Origin of the sequence: Mesorhizobium sp. B2-5-11, assembly GCF_006440835.1 — a bacterium.
GTDB lineage: Bacteria > Pseudomonadota > Alphaproteobacteria > Rhizobiales > Rhizobiaceae > Mesorhizobium.
Genome location: NZ_VFUK01000016.1, coordinates 74,837 through 90,904 on the forward strand (window position 1 = coordinate 74,837; position 16,068 = coordinate 90,904).

Annotated in this window: 15 protein-coding genes and 1 pseudogene; 9 read left to right on the top strand and 7 right to left on the bottom strand. The window is 63.7% G+C overall.

Features of this window, described 5'->3' with window-relative positions; all coding sequences use genetic code 11:
• Positions 1–128: 128 nt before the first annotated feature.
• Positions 129–902 (bottom strand): response regulator transcription factor, encoded by a 774-nt coding sequence (locus FJ490_RS30035; RefSeq protein ID WP_181165415.1) that lies wholly within the window; start codon positions 900–902, stop codon positions 129–131.
• A 45-nt stretch (positions 903–947) separates the two neighbouring features.
• On the opposite strand from FJ490_RS30035, the gene FJ490_RS30040 reads away from it, so the two are divergent.
• The gene (locus tag FJ490_RS30040) at positions 948–1,649 is read left to right on the top strand and encodes a response regulator transcription factor (RefSeq protein ID WP_140500617.1); all 702 of its coding nucleotides are present in this window, start codon (positions 948–950) and stop codon (positions 1,647–1,649) included.
• An 81-nt stretch (positions 1,650–1,730) separates the two neighbouring features.
• On the opposite strand, the gene FJ490_RS30045 is transcribed toward FJ490_RS30040, so the two are convergent.
• Both FJ490_RS30045 and FJ490_RS32895 read right to left on the bottom strand, forming a co-directional pair.
• Positions 1,731–1,898: a hypothetical protein gene (locus FJ490_RS30045; RefSeq protein WP_140558462.1), complete on the bottom strand. Its 168-nt coding sequence runs from the start codon at positions 1,896–1,898 to the stop codon at positions 1,731–1,733.
• Between the two features lie 356 nt (positions 1,899–2,254).
• On the bottom strand, positions 2,255–2,446 hold the full coding sequence (locus FJ490_RS32895; protein ID WP_181165414.1) for a hypothetical protein: 192 nt from the start codon (positions 2,444–2,446) through the stop codon (positions 2,255–2,257).
• Positions 2,447–2,659: 213 nt separating this feature from the next.
• Here FJ490_RS32895 and FJ490_RS30055 point away from each other — a divergent pair, with 213 nt between their 5' ends.
• Positions 2,660–3,124, top strand: coding sequence for a L,D-transpeptidase (locus FJ490_RS30055; RefSeq protein WP_140517911.1), 465 nt, complete (start codon positions 2,660–2,662; stop codon positions 3,122–3,124).
• 152 nt (positions 3,125–3,276) lie between these two features.
• Here FJ490_RS30055 and FJ490_RS30060 read toward each other — a convergent pair whose 3' ends face one another.
• Both FJ490_RS30060 and FJ490_RS30065 read right to left on the bottom strand, forming a co-directional pair.
• Complete coding sequence (locus FJ490_RS30060) at positions 3,277–6,360, bottom strand: efflux RND transporter permease subunit (protein ID WP_140525490.1); 3,084 nt, start codon at positions 6,358–6,360, stop codon at positions 3,277–3,279.
• Positions 6,357–7,670 (bottom strand): efflux RND transporter periplasmic adaptor subunit, encoded by a 1,314-nt coding sequence (locus FJ490_RS30065; RefSeq protein ID WP_140584505.1) that lies wholly within the window; start codon positions 7,668–7,670, stop codon positions 6,357–6,359. The genes FJ490_RS30060 and FJ490_RS30065 overlap by 4 nt, the downstream gene beginning before the upstream one ends.
• Before the next feature lie 145 nt (positions 7,671–7,815).
• Between FJ490_RS30065 and FJ490_RS30070 the strand changes: the two genes are divergently transcribed.
• Positions 7,816–8,385: a TetR/AcrR family transcriptional regulator gene (locus FJ490_RS30070; protein ID WP_140517913.1), complete on the top strand. Its 570-nt coding sequence runs from the start codon at positions 7,816–7,818 to the stop codon at positions 8,383–8,385.
• Positions 8,386–8,441: 56 nt separating this feature from the next.
• On the opposite strand, the pseudogene FJ490_RS33410 reads toward FJ490_RS30070, so the two are convergent.
• Positions 8,442–8,566: pseudogene (locus FJ490_RS33410) on the bottom strand (acetoacetate decarboxylase family protein); the annotation flags it as partial.
• Between the two features lie 88 nt (positions 8,567–8,654).
• Here FJ490_RS33410 and FJ490_RS30080 point away from each other — a divergent pair.
• The 6 genes from FJ490_RS30080 to FJ490_RS30105 all read left to right on the top strand — a co-directional run bounded on the left by FJ490_RS30080 (position 8,655) and on the right by FJ490_RS30105 (position 14,979).
• Positions 8,655–9,443 (top strand): 3-hydroxybutyrate dehydrogenase, encoded by a 789-nt coding sequence (locus FJ490_RS30080; protein WP_140517914.1) that lies wholly within the window; start codon positions 8,655–8,657, stop codon positions 9,441–9,443.
• Positions 9,444–9,722: 279 nt separating this feature from the next.
• Positions 9,723–11,051 carry an NAD(P)H-dependent oxidoreductase gene (locus tag FJ490_RS30085; RefSeq protein WP_140500624.1) on the top strand — a complete coding sequence of 443 codons (1,329 nt, stop codon included), beginning with the start codon at positions 9,723–9,725 and terminating at the stop codon, positions 11,049–11,051.
• 2 nt (positions 11,052–11,053) lie between these two features.
• Complete coding sequence (locus FJ490_RS30090) at positions 11,054–12,082, top strand: thiamine pyrophosphate-dependent dehydrogenase E1 component subunit alpha (RefSeq protein ID WP_140500625.1); 1,029 nt, start codon at positions 11,054–11,056, stop codon at positions 12,080–12,082.
• A complete protein-coding gene (locus tag FJ490_RS30095; protein ID WP_140558466.1) occupies positions 12,082–13,080 on the top strand; it encodes an alpha-ketoacid dehydrogenase subunit beta in 999 nt (332 codons plus the stop codon). The genes FJ490_RS30090 and FJ490_RS30095 overlap by 1 nt, the downstream gene beginning before the upstream one ends.
• Positions 13,081–13,083: 3 nt before the next feature.
• Positions 13,084–14,496 carry a pyruvate dehydrogenase complex dihydrolipoamide acetyltransferase gene (locus FJ490_RS30100; protein ID WP_140729391.1) on the top strand — a complete coding sequence of 471 codons (1,413 nt, stop codon included), beginning with the start codon at positions 13,084–13,086 and terminating at the stop codon, positions 14,494–14,496.
• A 114-nt stretch (positions 14,497–14,610) separates the two neighbouring features.
• Positions 14,611–14,979 (top strand): hypothetical protein, encoded by a 369-nt coding sequence (locus FJ490_RS30105; RefSeq protein WP_140500628.1) that lies wholly within the window; start codon positions 14,611–14,613, stop codon positions 14,977–14,979.
• An 18-nt stretch (positions 14,980–14,997) separates the two neighbouring features.
• Here the strand turns inward: FJ490_RS30105 and FJ490_RS30110 are convergent, their stop codons facing one another.
• Positions 14,998–15,975: a sugar-binding transcriptional regulator gene (locus tag FJ490_RS30110; protein WP_140525496.1), complete on the bottom strand. Its 978-nt coding sequence runs from the start codon at positions 15,973–15,975 to the stop codon at positions 14,998–15,000.
• Positions 15,976–16,068: the final 93 nt, after the last annotated feature.

The window sequence follows — 16,068 nt, forward strand, 5'->3', positions numbered from 1 at the left end:
CATGCGCCGCGTTTCAAATCCTTGTTTTTATGCCTTGTCCCAAATCCAAGAGCGTTTTTGGGAGACAAGTATTGCGACGGGTCCGTCCACAGACCAGCACAGGCGCGGGAGCAATCCCCCGCGCCCACTTAGTGGCCGTCGCCGGCCGGCAGCGAGAAGATATAGCCTTCGCCGCGCACCGTACGCAGGAATTTCGGGCTGGCCGGATCCGTTTCTATCTTCTTGCGCAGGCGCATGATGCGAATGTCGACCGCGCGCGAGGATTCCGGATCTTCGGTGAGGCCGATCGCTTCGGAAATGGCAGCACGTGTCAGCAGCCGGTTGGCGCGGGTCAGGAAAACCTCCAGCACGTCGAACTCGCTCTTGGCCATGTCGATCACCGCGCCGTTGGCGCCGGTGACCAGCCTGCCGTCGAGATCAGCCTGGAAGGAGCCGAAAGCGACGGAGCGGCGGGGATCGCTCGCCTTTTGGCCGTGCATCGGCGCGTGCTGCGGAACCCGGCGCAGCACGCTGCGGATCCTGGCCAGCACCTCGCGCAGCTCGTAGGGTTTGACGATGTAGTCGTCGGCGCCGAGCTCAAGTCCGACGATGCGATCAAGCGCGGTGCCGGCGGCGGTGGCATAGATGATGCCGATCGGCAGTCTCGAGCGCAACCAGCGGCCGAGCGATAGCCCATCCTCACCCGGCATGGCGATGTCGAGGATGGCGAGGTGGAATGATTGCGTTTCGACCAGGCTGCGCGCGGCGGCCGCGGTTTCGGCGGTCGCCACGTCATAGCCGGCGGCGCCGAGATATTCGGCGACCGCCTCTCTTAGATCGGGCTCATCCTCGACAATTAAAATTCTTGCCCGCACGATGCGCTCGCTCCCACTTTCGGTGGAAAGTAGATTGGGTATAAACATGATGTCCAGCACTCATATCGGGTTGCCAGGAAATGGTTGGAAAACATGGCTGCACGCGCCGTTATCGGGCTTATCTGCGTCGCCGACGTGGTGGCGACCGAACTCGCCGATCACCTTGAGCGGCGAGGCCACGACGTGCGTCAGGCGCGCCAGCCCTGGGAAGCGGAATCTATGCTGGCGGGAAAGGGCGTCGACGTCGTCGTCGTCGGTGACAGCCTCAGCCAGGCGGAGGGACGTGATCTGCTCAGGCGTTATGGCAGCCAAGGCGGGGGCGGTGAAGGCGGACCGGATTTCATCCTGATCTGCCGGCCGTGCGACCTCGTCGACAAGGTGCTGGCGCTCGAGCTCGGTGCGGCCGACGTCATCGAAAGTCCGCTCAATGTCAGGGAACTCGCCGCCCGCGTCGGCGGCCTGCTGACGCGGCGGGGCAGGGCCGCCCAGGAACTGATCGTGTTGGAGAACGCGACCGTCGATTTGAGGTCGGCCATCGTCATGCACCGCTCGGGCACGGAGGAGCAGCTTTCGCCCGGCCAGGTGGCGCTGCTTCGGCTGTTCCTGGCCAGTCCCCGCAAGGTGCTGACGCGCGACGACATAATCGCGGCGGCGCCGGCCGAGAATGTCGACGCTTTCGACCGCTCGATCGATTCGCGCATCGTGCGGCTGCGCCGCAAGCTCGATACGGAAGCCATCATCACCATACGCGGCGCCGGCTACCGTTTCGATCCGCCGGCGCAATTCGCCGATTGACGGCTGGGCGCTCACGCAATTCCTCTGGTTGAGCATCGGATTTCCAAACCGGTTTTCACCTCGGGCCCGATTGCCCTGCGCTCAGCGCACCACCAGTAGCGATGGCCCCGGCGGCATGTCGCTGCCTGCCGCGAACTCGCCTGCATGCGCGCGCTCTTTCAAGAGCACGGTGGCGAGCCCGGCAAAGCCGAGCAGGCCCTGTGCGTAGAGCAGTGCCGAAAGCACCGAAGCTGCAAGTTTCGTTTTCATTGCGTCAATCCCCAGTAAATCATGTTGCGGCAGCTTGTTTTCCGAAGACCAACGCCCGTCTTGGGTGGGCGCGTGACGCCTCGGCATACTTCAGGAACTCCCGAAGTGCCCGCGCCGTCTACGGAGCCCCCCGTCACGGCGCGGGCCTTCGGTCCTCTCAGCAGCAAGTTGCCGGAGGGGCCGCGCAATGCCAGCAGCTGAAGGCCAACCCGCCAGTGGGCCTTGAGCCGGACGATGCGCAGGCTGGAACAATCCAGACCGTGGCACAAAACAGGACGGTATGCAGGGTTGAGATCTCACTCGAACTCATCGCCGCGAGGCGGGCCATGGAACCGTCGGCAACCGTGCCGGCGCCGCTAGTGGCTGCTGCTGCGATGCTGATCCCGAGAAACCAGGACCGCATGTTCGTTTTCGTTCCCGTGGTCGTTGCCGTCTGCTTTCGTTACGTCAACTCTGCCGGCGGCCTGTATCCGCTTCATGCCGCCGAAAATGCGCTTTGTTGCAGATTCTGTTTCGAAATAGGGCTCCAACCTTTCAAGTTTGGCCAATCCGAACTTTCGTTTCGGGCTGGATACCTATGTGCCTACTCCTGTCCAGGGTGACAGCGTCAATGTCCGCCATTTGGGAACTTTGGCCCGTTAACCAGAGGAAACATATTCGAAACACAAACGAGCATTTCACGAAATCTCTCCGAAACATGATGCATCGATAAGCCGCTCATCGAATTTGGGGCCGGCCAGCCCGGCAGAGAGAGGGACATCATGCATACTGCTATTTCCGCCAAGCTCATCAACATAACCGCCGCCGCTGCCCTGACGGGTGCGGCGCTTCTGTTCGGCGCCGGCACGGGTACCGCGCATGCCGCCAACAAGATCGTGGCGCGCGTCTCGCTTTCGCAACAGGTCATGGAAGTCTCGGTCGACGGCCGCCCGGCCTTCGCCTGGAAGGTTTCCACCGGCGACAGGGCGCATGTGACGCCGACCGGCTCGTTCAAGCCGACGCGCATGCATGAAATGTGGTATTCGAAGAAGTACGACAACGCGCCGATGCCGCATTCGGTGTTCTTCAGCGGCGGCTATGCGGTGCACGCCACCTATGCCATAAAGCGGCTTGGCCGGCCGGCCTCGCATGGTTGCGTCCGGCTGCATCCCGACAATGCCGCCGATTTCTACCAGCTCGTCGAAACCTTCGGGCCGGCCAACACCAGCATCGTCATCGTCAAGTAGCTGGCTGGCAACGGATCGGCACAGTAGCCATATCCGTTCAGGGCTCCCGCCGGAACATTTTCCCGCGGTAATCGAGCACAGCCAAAAAAGAGGCCGGGACGTTTCCGGCCTCTTTTTTGTTAGTTTTTGTTAGTTCGGCAATGCCGTTTCCATCAGCTCGGCAATGCCGGCATCAATTTGGGATCCGGCTTCTCGGCCAGCTGGGGCAAGTCCTTGCTGGCAATGAAGGTATAGAACATGGGCACGACGAAGAGCGTGAACATGGTGCCGACCAGGATGCCGGTGAAGATGACCAGGCCCATCGAATAACGGGCCGCGGCGCCGGCGCCGCTGGACGTGATCAGCGGCACCACGCCAAGCGCCATCGCCGCCGTCGTCATCAGGATCGGCCGCAGCCGCACCTTGGCCGAAGCGATGATGGCGTCGCGTCGCCGCATACCGTGGATCTCGCGCTGCTGGTTGGCGAACTCGACCAGCAGGATGCCGTGCTTGGTGATCAGGCCGATCAGCGTGATCAGTCCGACCTGCGTGTAGATGTTGAGTGTGCCGAGGCCCAGATTGAGCGGCACGATGGCGCCGAAGATCGACAGCGGCACCGCCATCATGATGATCAGCGGATCACGGAAGCTTTCGAACTGCGCCGCCAGCACCAGATAGATGACGATGACGGCCGCCCCGAAGGCGATCAGGATCGTGTTGCCCTGTTCCTTCTCCTGCCTGGACTGGCCCGAATAGTCGATGAAGAAGGTGTCGGGCAGGCTCTCCCTGGCTATGTCCTCGAGGACTTTCAATCCATCGCCCGTGGTGACGCCGGGCAGCGGCAGCGCCGAGATCGTCGACGAATTCAGCTGGTTGAACTGCTCGATCGCGGCCGGCGACGCATTGGTCGAGATCTTCACCACCGCCGACAGCGGCACCATCTCGCCCGTTACGCTGCGCACGAAGTACTCGCCGAGTTTTTCGGGATTGTCGCGGAATTCTTTCGGCACCTGCGGGATGATGTCGTAGCTGTTGGAGTCGCGGTCGAACTGCGCCACTTCGGCGCCGCCGACCAGCAGCGTCAGCGTCCGGCCGATATCGGCGATCGGCAGGTTCAGCGCCGCGGCGCGGTCGCGATCGATGGTCACCGTCACCTGCGGCGCGTCATAGGCCATCGAATTCTGCACGACGATGAAGCGGCCGGAGGCCTGTGCCTTGTTCTTGATCTTCTCGGCCACGTCGTACACTTCCGAGGAGTCGCCGGTCGATCGCACCACCAGGGCGATGGGCAGGCCGCCGCCGGAGCCCGGCAGCGTCGGTGGCGCAAAGACGAAGGCCTGGACGCCCGCCACCTTGGCGAGACGGGCTGTGATGTCGGCCTGCAGCTCCTTCGAGTTGCGCTTGCGCTCCGCCCAGTCCTTGAAGGCGAAACCGACGAACGCACTGTTCGTCGTGCCGCCGAACGCGACGGCCGAGAACTGCGCCCGCGTTTCGGGAATATCCTTCACCAGACCGAGCATCTGGTTGACGTAAGTCTCGGTGTAATCGGATGTCGCATAACGCGGCGCCGTTACAAGCGAGAGCAGGAAGCCCTGGTCTTCTTCCGGCGCCAGTTCGGTTGAGGTCTTGGTGAACATGAAGCCGGTCACCCCGACAAGCGCCAGCACGATGATCAGCGTCAGCGGGCGATAGTTGAGCGACCCGGTGACGGCCCGCTCATAGACGTGCTCGACCCGCGCGAAAGTGCCGTCGACAATGCGCTGGAAACGGCCTGGCGTGCCGGACTTCAGCAGGCGCGCCGACATCATTGGCGTGATGGTGATGGCGATCACGCCCGACAGCACCACCGAGCCGGCGAGCGTGACGGCGAATTCGCGGAACAGCGCGCCGGTCAGGCCGCCGGTGAAGGCCAATGGTGCGAACACCGCGGCCAGCGTCATGGTCATGGCGACGATGGCGGTGGCGATCTCGCGCATGCCGTTGAAGGCCGCCTGCATCGGCGACATGTGGTCCTCTTCCATGTGGCGGTGGATATTCTCCACCACCACGATGGCGTCGTCGACGACGAGGCCGATCGCCAGAACCATGGCGAGCAGCGACAGAAGATTGATCGAATAGCCCACCGCGAACAACAGGAAGCAGACGCCGATCAGCGACAGCGGGATGGTGACGATGGGCATCATCACCGAACGGAAAGAGCCAAGGAACAAAAGGATGACGACGACGACGATGGCAACGGCCTCGCCGATGGTCTTGAACACTTCGTCGATCGAGGCGCTGATCTGCCCGGTCGCGTCGTAGACGATCTCGATCGTCATGCCTTTCGGCAACGTCTCCTGGATTTGAGGCACCAGCTTGGTGAGCGCCGCCGCCGTGGTCAGGGGATTGGCAGCCGGGGTCGGGAAGATGGCGAGGAAGGTGCCTGGCTTGCCGTTGAAGGAAACCCTGGTGTCGGTATTCTCGGCGCCCAGTTCGACGCGGGCGACATCGCGCAGCCGCACCACATTGCCGTCGGTCGAGCGCAGCGGCAGTTCGGCGAAGGCTTCCGGCGTCTGGAGCGTCGAGCGCACGGTGATCGAGGAGACGACATATTCGTTCTCGGTGTTGCCGGGCGCCGACAGGAAGTTGGAGTTGTTGATCGCCGTCAGCACTTCCGATGCGGTCACACCGCGCGCGGCGAGCCTGACCGGATCGATCCAGACCCGCATCGAATATTCCTGGGCGCCGAAGATCTGCACGTCGGCGACGCCTTCGACCGTCGACATGCGGGGCCTGATGACGCGCTCGATATACTCGGTCAGCTGCTCCTTGGTCATGTTCGGGTTCTGCATCGAGATGTACATCATCGCGAATTGCTGGCCCGTGCCCTTGACGATGACGGGATCCTTGGAGGCGTCCGGCAAGGTGCCGCGCACGCCCTGGACCTTGGACAGCACTTCGGTCAGCGCGACGTCCGGGTTGGAGCCGAGCTTCATCTGCACAGTCACGGTGCTGGAGGACGGTCGGCTCGACGACGTGACGTAATCGATGTTCTCGGTCGAGGCGACGGCGCGCGCGATCGGAGCGGAAATGAAGCCCTGGATCAGGTCGGCGCTGGCGCCCGGATAGGCCGTCGTGATGGTGATCGCGGTTTCGTCAACCTTCGGATACTGGCGGATCGACAGGCTGAATATGCCCTGGAAACCCAGGAGCAGGATCATGCATGCAAGGACCGTGGAGAGGACGGGCCGGCGAATGAAGAGATCGGAAACGCTCATTGCTGGTCGGCCTGCTTGTTCGCCGATTTGGTTGGGTCGATGGTGTTGTCGACGTTGACGGACATGCCGTTGAAGAGGCGATTCTGACCTGCCGTGACAACCTCATCGCCCGCCTTGAGGCCCTCGACGATCTCGACCATGCCCTCGTTGCGGCGGCCGGGCTTGACGAATACCTGCGACAGGACCAGGGCAGGCTGCTCGCCCCCCGTGGCCGGCTTGGCCTGATCGGCGGCGGCCTTGTCCGCTGGTTTTGCCGCATCGGCGGCAGGCTTCGCGGCTTCGGCCGGTTTGGCATCGGCCGCGGGCTTGGCGTCCGCCGGCTTGTCGGTCGCCGCCGCGGCGGGGTTTGTCTCCGGCTTGGTCGGCTGCGCCTCGGCGGGCTTTGCCGGGTGCACTACGAATATGTAGTCGCCATAGAGGCTGGTGGTCAGCGCCGTCTGCGGCAGCGCCAGCACATTCTGCTCCTCGGGCAGTTCGACACGCACTTGCACGAACTGGCCGGGGGTCAGCTTGCCTTCGGGATTGGCGACTTCCGCCCGGATGTTCACCAGCCGGCTGGACGGGTCGATCTTGGGATCGATACCGCGAATGGTCCCGGCAAAAGGCATGTCGCCGCCGCTGAGGCCCAGCCGAACCGTCTGCCCGATCTTGAGCAGCGGCAGTTGCTGTTCGGGAACCGTGAAGTCGACCCGCATCGTGTCGAGATCCTGCAGCGTCACCACGGCGGTGCCGGGCGCCAGATATTGGCCTAGATCGATCTTCGGGATGCCGACGGTTCCAGCAAAGGGCGCCGTCAGCTGCTTCTGGTCGAGCACTGCCTGAAGCCTGTTGACCTGGGATGCCGAGGCGGACGCGGCCGCACGTGCGGTGTCCAAGGTCGAGTCCGAGCCGACACCGCGCTTGGTCAGTTCGAGTGCACGGGTCAGCGATGTCTGATCGAGCGCCGCCTGCGCCTTCTGTGCCGCGAGATCGGCACGCTCTACGGCGTCGTCGAGCTGCAGCAGCACCGCATTGGCCGCCACTTTCTCGTTGGCATGGAAGGGGATCTCCTTGACGATGCCGGCGGTCTCAACCGTCAGGTCGACACCGCGCACGGCGCGGACCGTGCCGATCGCCTCGATGCCCGGCGTCCAGTTCGACGGCTTGACGATGGTTGTCGACACGGTTGCCGCTGGCGGCTTCATCGTGGCGAAATATTGCTTGATGCCGTTGTCACGCAGGAAATTGAACCCGACGATGCCGCCGACCACGATGACGAGCACGGCCAACACAAGAATGATGATAACGAAACGGAGTATGCGCTTGAACAAAGAAGTCCCCTCAGTCGAAATCCGGCGCGAAGCGCGGATATCGGGACACATATCGACTGCGGGCCCCGATTTCAAATGACCGCGGTCTTACTGTACCGTCTGGACGGTCTTGTCAATTGGGCCTAAGCTTGCGATGGGAGGCGCCATGAAAGCCCAACGAACGAACTCGCGCGAGAGGATTCTCGCTGCGGCGGCGGACGTCGCACGGGAATCCGGTCCCGGTAGCCTGTCCCTGGATGCCGTCGCCAGCCGCGCCGGCGTATCAAAGGGCGGACTGCTCTACAATTTCCCGACCAAGGCCAAATTGATGCAGGGCCTGGTCGAAGGCTATCTGCGCGAATTCGAGCAGGCGCTGGAGACCGCCAGCAGCAACGACAATGGCGCAAATCCGCTCGCCGTCTACATCAGGCTTTCGGCCAAGGATTGCGAGGACAAGCAGCCATCGGCGTCGTGGATATTTTCGGCGATCGCCGAGGATCCGGACTTCATGTCGCCGATAAAGACGTTCAAGCGACAACTCTTCCAACGACTGAAGAGCGAGACGCCGGATCTCAAGTCGCTGCTGGTCTGCTATCTCGCCATCGAGGGCCTGCGCAGCATGAACCTGTTCGACGCGGACGTGCTTTCCCCAGACGAGCGGCAATTGCTGGTGTCGTCGCTGCTGGAAATCGCCGGGTCGCCCGATGTTGGCCCTGCCCGGGCCAAGCGACCCTGACGGACCATCAGGGCGGTTCGGTTTCCAGGCAATTCCGGAGGAAAAACCGCGCTCGCGCCGGTGATCGGCGCGTCGTCGAGGTACATCGAGTGGACATAGTCGCCATGCTGGCCTTGTAGCGCACCGGAATGACGTGACCGGTCTCGGTGTAGTCGCCGAAGCCGGTCGAGTCGGGCATGCGCGGATATATGGCTGTGGCATCGTCATGTTGCGGCGCACAAGACCGCGCCCTATCTTTCGTGTTCCCTCCCACCATATCGAGATCACCCATGGGTTCCCTGTCTTCGAAGAATGCGCTCGTCACCGGCTCGACCAGCGGCATCGGCCTGGCCATCGCCCGCGCCTTCGCCGCCGAAGGCGCCAATCTCACCATCAACGGCCTGGGCGAGGCCACGGCGATCGAGCAGGAGCGCGCCGGCATCGAGAAGGATTTCGGCGTCAAATGCCGCTACTCCGATTCCAACATGATGGACGGCGCGGCGGTCAGCGCCATGGTGCATGAGGCGGAAGAGGCGTTCGGCAGCCTCGACATCCTGGTCAACAACGCCGGCATCCAGCATGTCGCGCCGATCGAGGAATTCCCGGACGACAAATGGGAAGCGATCATCCGCATCAACCTCGTGTCGGCCTTCTACGCGATAAAAGCGGCGCTGCCTGGCATGAAGAGCCGCAAATGGGGCCGCATCATCAACACGGCTTCCGCTCATGCGCTCGTCGCCTCGCCGTTCAAATCCGCCTATGTCTCGGCCAAGCACGGCATATCAGGCCTGACCAAGACGGTGGCGCTGGAAGTCGCGCAGGACGGCATCACCGTCAACGCGATCGCGCCCGGCTATGTCTGGACGCCGCTGGTCGAGAAGCAGATCCCCGACACGATGAAGGCGCGCGGCATGACCGAGGAACAGGTCAAGCGCGATGTGCTTCTGGCCGCACAGCCGACAAAGGAATTCGTCGCCGTCCAGGACCTTGCCGCCCTGGCGCTGTTCCTGTGCTCGGATTCAGCCAGGCAGATCACCGGCACGACCTTGCCGATGGACGGCGGCTGGACGGCACAATAGAGCCCAGGCGAGGGGTTCTGTTCCTCGCTGATGCTGCAAGAGGCACAGCCCTCGGCGTCGGGACGCGCAAGCGCGTCTTGAGCCCGAACTTTCTGGGCCCGAATGCGTCGAACCGTCGCGAGCCGTTTGGTTGTCGGATTTGCCGGTTTTCCCACCTTGCTCGTGATGCTGGAAAGGGTACAAAAGTGCTACGAATCTGGACATTAGTCTTGACAGAAATACAGATGTTCAATACCCGTCAGGTGATTGAATAGCAGCATTACGGGAGGAATGAGCGGTATGGCTTCCAATGTTTCGTTGACGGGCCTTGCCCGTGATCTCGAGGTGCGGGCCAGGTCGGGCAAGCCAATCCGCATCGGCTTGATCGGTTCGGGCGAGATGGGAACCGACATCGTCACCCGCGTCGCCCATATGTCCGGTATTGAGATCGGCGCCATTTCCGAGCTGAACCTGCCCGCCGCCAGTAAGGCCGTGGATATCGCCTTCCAGGAAACCGGGCATGCGCGCGAAGTGTCGAACGCCTCGGCGATGACGGCCGCCATGGAGGCCGGCAAGGTGGCGGTCACCAACGACGCCAGCCTGGTCATCAACAATGACCTGATCGACGTCGTCATCGACGCCACCGGCGTTCCCGCCGTCGGCGCCGAGATCGGCTTGCGCGCCATGGAGCACGGCAAGCACCTGGTGATGATGAATGTCGAGGCCGACGTCACCATCGGCGCCTATCTCAAGAGCGAGGCCGACCGGCTCGGCGTCACCTATTCGCTGGGCGCCGGCGACGAGCCGTCTTCCTGCATGGAGCTTATCGAATTCGTCTCGGCCATGGGCCATCCGATCGTCGCCGCCGGCAAGGGCAAGAACAATCCGCTCAACATCGACGCCACGCCGCCCGACTATGAAGAGGAAGCCAAGCGCCGGCACATGAATGTGCGTATGCTGGTCGAGTTCGTCGACGGCTCCAAGACCATGGTCGAGATGGCGGCGATCGCCAACGCCACCGGGCTGGTGCCCGACAAGGCCGGCATGCATGGTCCGGCGGCGACGCTCGGCGAATTGTCCAAGGTGCTGGTGCCGCAGAAGGACGGCGGCGTGCTGTCGAAGGTCGGCGTCGTCGACTATTCGATCGGCAAGGGTGTCGCGCCCGGCGTGTTCGTCGTCGCCGACATGTCGCATCCGCGCATTTCGGAGCGCATGGAAGATTTGAAGATGGGCAAGGGCCCGTACTTCACCTTCCATCGGCCCTACCATTTGACCTCGCTCGAAGTGCCCCTGACCTGCGCCCGCGTCGTGCTCTACGGCAAGGCCGACATGGTGCCGCTGGCAAAGCCGGTGGCCGAAGTCGCAGCCGTGGCCAAGAAGGACATGAAGCCGGGCGAGAAGCTCGATGCGATCGGCGAATATTGCTACCGCGCCTGGATCATGACGGCGCCGGAAGCACATGCCGCCAGGGCCATTCCCTGCGGTCTGCTGCAAGGCGGTTCGGTGACGGCGCCGATCAAGAAGGGCGAGCTCATCACCTACGCCAATGCCGCCCCGGCTCCCGGCTCCAAGATCGCCGAACTGCGCGCGCGCCAGGACAAGCTCGTCTACGGAACCGTGGAGGTGTGATCATGGCCGCAGCCAGCAAAGCCGTCGCGGACAGCCGTGCCAACCTGCCCTTCGTCTATCGCCAGTACAGCGCCGAGCAGCTCAGACAGGTGCTCTACAAGATGTACCTCATCCGCCGCTTCGAAGAGGGCGCGGAGGAGAGCTACACGCGCGGCCTCATCCACGGCACCATGCATCTGTCGATCGGGCAGGAAGCCAGCGCCATGGGCATCTGCATGCCGCTCGGCGAGGATGACCAGATCACCTCGACGCATCGCGGCCACGGCCACTGCATCGCCAAGGGCGCCGAGGTCAAGCGCATGTTCGCCGAGTTCTTCGGCAAGACCACCGGCTACTGCAAGGGACGCGGCGGCTCGATGCACATCGCCGACGTGGCCAAGGGCAATCTGGGCGCCAATGGTATCGTCGGCGGCGGCATTCCGATCGCCGTCGGGGCGGCGCTCTCCTCCAAGATGATGAAGACCGGCAAGGTCGTGGTCTCCTTCTTCGGCGACGGCGCCAACAATGAGGGCGCTTTCCACGAGGCGCTGAACATGGCGGCGATCTGGAAGCTGCCGGTGATTTTCGTGTGCGAGAACAATGGCTACGGCATGTCGACGTCGACGGCCCGCTCGACCGCGGTCAAGAACATCGCCGAGCGCGCCGCCGCCTATTCGATGCCCGGCGTCATCGTCAACGGCAACATTTTTTCGGAGGTCGCCGAGGCGTCCTACAAGGCCGTCGAGCGCGCACGCGCGGGCGAGGGGCCGACGCTGATCGAGTCCAAGACCTACCGCCATCGCGGCCATTCCAAGAGCGACCGCAACCGCTATCGCACCAAGGAGGAGATCGAGGACTGGATGTCGAACCGCGATCCGATCACCCTGTTCGAAAGCGAGCTGCGCGACTTCGGGTTCATTGACGACAAGGGCATCGAGGCGATCCGCGAAGCGGTGGCCAAGGAAATCGCCGACGGCATCGAGTTCGCCAAGGCGAGCCCGTCGCCTGATGTCAGCGAGACCGGAAATTACGTGTATACGGAGCAGGCGTGATGGACGCGATGGTGCGTGAACTGAGCTACGCCCAGGCGATCCAGGAAGCCATGGCGATCGCCATGGACATGGACGAACGCGTCTTCCTGATGGGCGAGGACATCGGCGTCTATGGCGGCGCCTTCCAGGTGACCGGCGATCTGGTCGAGCGCTACGGCGCGGACCGGGTGATGGATACGCCGATCTCGGAACTGGGCGGCGCGGGTGTCGCGGTGGGTGCGGCCCTCACCGGGATGCGGCCGATCTTCGAGTTCCAGTTCTCCGACTTTGCCACGCTCGCCATGGAGCAGATCGTCAACCAGGCGGCCAAGATGCGCTTCATGCTGGGCGGTGAGGTTTCCGTTCCCGTGGTGATGCGCTTTCCCGCCGGTTCCGGCACCGGTGCCGCCGCGCAGCACAGCCAGAGCCTGGAGGCCTGGCTCGGCCATGTGCCGGGCCTAAAGGTCATCCAGCCGGCGACGCCGCACGATGCCAAGGGCATGCTTTTGGCTGCCGTCGCCGATCCCGATCCGGTGATGATCTTCGAGCACAAGCTGCTCTACAAGATGAAGGGCCCGGTTCCGGAAGGCTACTACACGGTGCCGATCGGCAAGGCCGATATCCGCCGCGAAGGGCGCGATCTCACCATCGTCGCCACCTCGATCATGGTGCAGAAGGCGCTCGACGCCGCGGCCGCGCTGGAAGCGGAAGGCATCGACGTCGAAGTCGTCGACCTCAGGACGATCCGGCCGATGGACAAGCAGACCGTCATCGACAGCGTCAAGAAGACGTCGCGGCTGATGTGCGTCTACGAAGCGGTCAAGACGCTGGGCATCGGCGCCGAGGTCAGCGCCATGATCGCCGAGAGCGAGGCGTTCGACTATCTCGACGCGCCGATCGTGCGGCTGGGCGGCGCGGAGACGCCGATCCCGTACAATCCGGAGCTGGAGAAGGCGACGGTGCCGCAGGTTCCCGGCATCATCACCGCCGCCCGCGACCTCGTGAGAGGGGTTCGCTGAGACATGCCGACCGAAGTCATTCTTCCCAAGGTCGACATGGACATGGCGACCGGACAGATCTCGCGCTGGTTCGCCGAGGAAGGCGCCCGGGTCAAGAAGGGCGACGTGCTGTTCGAGATCGAGACCGACAAGGCGGCGATGGAAATCGACGCGCCGGCCAGCGGCATCCTGCGCGATGTCTCCGGCAAGGAAGGCGTCGATATCCCCGTCGGCGCGCCGGTTGCGTGGATCTATGCCGATGATGAAAGCTACGGGGCCAAGCAGGACAAGGCGCCAATCTCCCCCCTTGAGGGGGAGATGTCGACGAAGTCGACAGAGGGGGTTGCCTCAGAAGGCACCGCCCTCGCGCTGAGCCCGGTCGAACCGACCCCACCCGACCGGCCTTCGGCCGGCCACCCTCCCCTCGAGGGGGAGGGAAAAACCCGCGCTACACCCTTGGCGCGTCGATTGGCTCGTGAAGCAGGACTGAATCTCTCCGGCATATCAGGCACAGGCCCACATGGCCGCGTCGTGAAGGCGGATATCGATGCGGTACTCTCCTCCCCCCTCGAGGGGGAGGTGTCCGCGAAGCGGACGGAGGGGGTCGTCTCAGGAGGCACCGCTTTTGCGCCGAGCCCCGTCGAAGCGACCCCACCCGACCGGCCTGCGGCCGGCCACTCTCCCCTCAAGGGGGAGGGGGACGTGCTGCGCCTGTTCGAGGAAGGCTCCTATGAACTCGTCCCGCACGACAACATGCGCAAGACCATCGCGCGCCGGCTGGTCGAGGCCAAGACCACCATCCCGCATTTCTACCTGACGCTCGACTGCGAGCTCGATGCGCTGCTTTCGCTGCGCACGCAGCTCAATGCGGCCGCACCGGTAAAGAAGACCGACAAGGGCGAGGCGCCCGCCTACAAGCTGTCGGTCAACGACATGGTGATCAAGGCGATGGCCATGGCCCTGAAAGCGGTGCCGGATGCCAATGCCTCGTGGACCGAAAGCGCCATGGTCAAGCACAGGCATGCCGATGTCGGCGTTGCCGTCTCGATCCCCGGCGGCCTGATCACGCCGATCATCCGCAAGGCGGACGAAAAGACGCTGTCGGTGATCTCCAACGAGATGAAGGACCTGGCCAGCCGCGCGCGCAGTCGCAAGCTGAAGCCGGAAGAGTATCAAGGCGGCACCACGGCGGTGTCGAACCTTGGCATGTTCGGCATCAAGGATTTCGCCGCCGTCATCAACCCGCCGCATGCGACGATCCTGGCGGTGGGCGCCGGCGAGGAGCGGGCGGTGGCCAAGAACGGCGAGATCAGAATCGCCACGGTGATGTCGGTGACGCTGTCGACCGACCATCGCGCCGTGGACGGAGCACTCGGTGCCGAACTGCTGGTCGCCTTCAAGAAGCTGATCGAGAACCCGATGGGCATGCTGGTGTAGGTCACGTTGACGTGAGCCGGCGTCGAATGATGCGCCGGCTCACCACAGAATCGACTTGTCAGGCGCGAACCCTTCGCCCATGTTTCAGGTGGACTGTGATCAAGGGAGGTCCGCATGCCCGCATTCGATCCATCCGACGTCAAGACCCTGTTCGGCAAGGTGATGGGCGCGTCTCCGTCCGACATCAAGCTGGTGGCGCAGCGCCTGCACGATCACGCTTTCGAGCCGCGCATGTCGGCGGACGAAACCAAGCAACTCGTCGCCAGTCTCGGCTATGAGAGCCTGGATGCGTTCTGCGCCGATATCGGCTTGCCTGCGCATATCGCGGAGCGCTGGGGCCGCTTCGGCGTTTCCGGCGAGATGAAGCAGGTGTTCACGCTGCTGGCGGCCCAGCGCAGGCGGGTGGCCGAGGCGATCGCCGAATTCGAATCCATGACCCATGTCGGCGTCGAGGATTTCTTGCGCGAACGCGGCCTGATCTAAGCGGCACTGGAAGCAGCGTCAGCCAGCCTTTGCCAGCAGCGCCGTCGCCGTATCGCTGTCGGTGATCAGCACATTGGTGCTGACGGCCTTCAGCGCGGCGAGGATCGCGGCCACCTTGCGTTTTCCGCCGGCGGCCAGCACGACATTCGGCACCTGGCCGACGACATCGAGGTCGATGGCCATGACGCGGCCGTTGACTTCGTGGTCGACCAGCCTGCCTGAGGCATCGACGAAATAGCACAGCATGTTGGCGACCGCGCCCTTCGCTTTCAGCGACGCGATGAGCGACGACGGCACGATGCCGTGGCGGAAGATGGTCGCGTCCGGCGACATGTCGCCGACGGTAAGCAGCGCGATATCGGCGGCGGCAGCGCGCTGCCGCACGTCCTGCAGCGCCGGCTGCGCCCAGAGCAGGTCACGCAGCGAGGGGTTGTCGACCGTCACCGGCGCAGTGATCTGGTAGCTGTCGACCTCGAAGACATCGGCGACCTTGGCGGCGACGATCGACGGATTGATCCATTGCGAATGCGGCAGGCTGCCGACGAGCGCCACGACCGAGGCGTGCTTCAGCTGCCGGCGGGCGAGAAAGCCCAAACTTGCATGCAGGGTCGCGCCGCCGCCGATTGCCAGCGTCATGCCGTCCTGCATCTGCTCGCCGAGATAGGCCGCCACGGCGTGGCCGATCGCCTTCTCCAGGTGCTCTTGCGCCGAAGGCGTCGGGATGACGACGGCGGCATCGAGGCCCCAGCGCTTCTCGAGTGCACGTTCGAGCGCCACCTGTTCGGCGGTCGGCGCGTTGATCATGGTGACGACGATGCCCTCGGCCGTGCACGCGGCCAGCGTGCGCATGACCTTAACCCTGGAGACATCGAGCTTCTCGGCGATCTGCTCCTGCGTGAAGCCCTCCACATAATAGAGCCACGCCGTCTTGACGTTGAGATCCGACGACACCATCGGCAATCCGGAGCGGGCCGGTCTCGGTTTTTCCACGGGCATCGCTTTTCGTCCTCATGAGCCTTGGCCTGGGCCCCGCATCGCCTCTTCGGAGCAAGGCCGGCCGCGTGTCAACTGGCACCGGATGTCCGGCGT

What these genes read in the sequence shown, in the direction of transcription:
- FJ490_RS30035 (WP_181165415.1), bottom strand. Translation starts at nt 902, where the DNA reads ATGTTTATACCCAATCTACTTTCCACCGAAAGTGGGAGCGAGCGCATC.
- FJ490_RS30040 (WP_140500617.1), top strand. Translation starts at nt 948, where the DNA reads ATGGCTGCACGCGCCGTTATCGGGCTTATCTGCGTCGCCGACGTGGTG.
- FJ490_RS30045 (WP_140558462.1), bottom strand. Translation starts at nt 1,898, where the DNA reads ATGAAAACGAAACTTGCAGCTTCGGTGCTTTCGGCACTGCTCTACGCA.
- FJ490_RS30055 (WP_140517911.1), top strand. Translation starts at nt 2,660, where the DNA reads ATGCATACTGCTATTTCCGCCAAGCTCATCAACATAACCGCCGCCGCT.
- FJ490_RS30060 (WP_140525490.1), bottom strand. Translation starts at nt 6,360, where the DNA reads ATGAGCGTTTCCGATCTCTTCATTCGCCGGCCCGTCCTCTCCACGGTC.
- FJ490_RS30070 (WP_140517913.1), top strand. Translation starts at nt 7,816, where the DNA reads ATGAAAGCCCAACGAACGAACTCGCGCGAGAGGATTCTCGCTGCGGCG.
- FJ490_RS30080 (WP_140517914.1), top strand. Translation starts at nt 8,655, where the DNA reads ATGGGTTCCCTGTCTTCGAAGAATGCGCTCGTCACCGGCTCGACCAGC.
- FJ490_RS30085 (WP_140500624.1), top strand. Translation starts at nt 9,723, where the DNA reads ATGGCTTCCAATGTTTCGTTGACGGGCCTTGCCCGTGATCTCGAGGTG.
- FJ490_RS30090 (WP_140500625.1), top strand. Translation starts at nt 11,054, where the DNA reads ATGGCCGCAGCCAGCAAAGCCGTCGCGGACAGCCGTGCCAACCTGCCC.
- FJ490_RS30095 (WP_140558466.1), top strand. Translation starts at nt 12,082, where the DNA reads ATGGACGCGATGGTGCGTGAACTGAGCTACGCCCAGGCGATCCAGGAA.
- FJ490_RS30100 (WP_140729391.1), top strand. Translation starts at nt 13,084, where the DNA reads ATGCCGACCGAAGTCATTCTTCCCAAGGTCGACATGGACATGGCGACC.
- FJ490_RS30105 (WP_140500628.1), top strand. Translation starts at nt 14,611, where the DNA reads ATGCCCGCATTCGATCCATCCGACGTCAAGACCCTGTTCGGCAAGGTG.
- FJ490_RS30110 (WP_140525496.1), bottom strand. Translation starts at nt 15,975, where the DNA reads ATGCCCGTGGAAAAACCGAGACCGGCCCGCTCCGGATTGCCGATGGTG.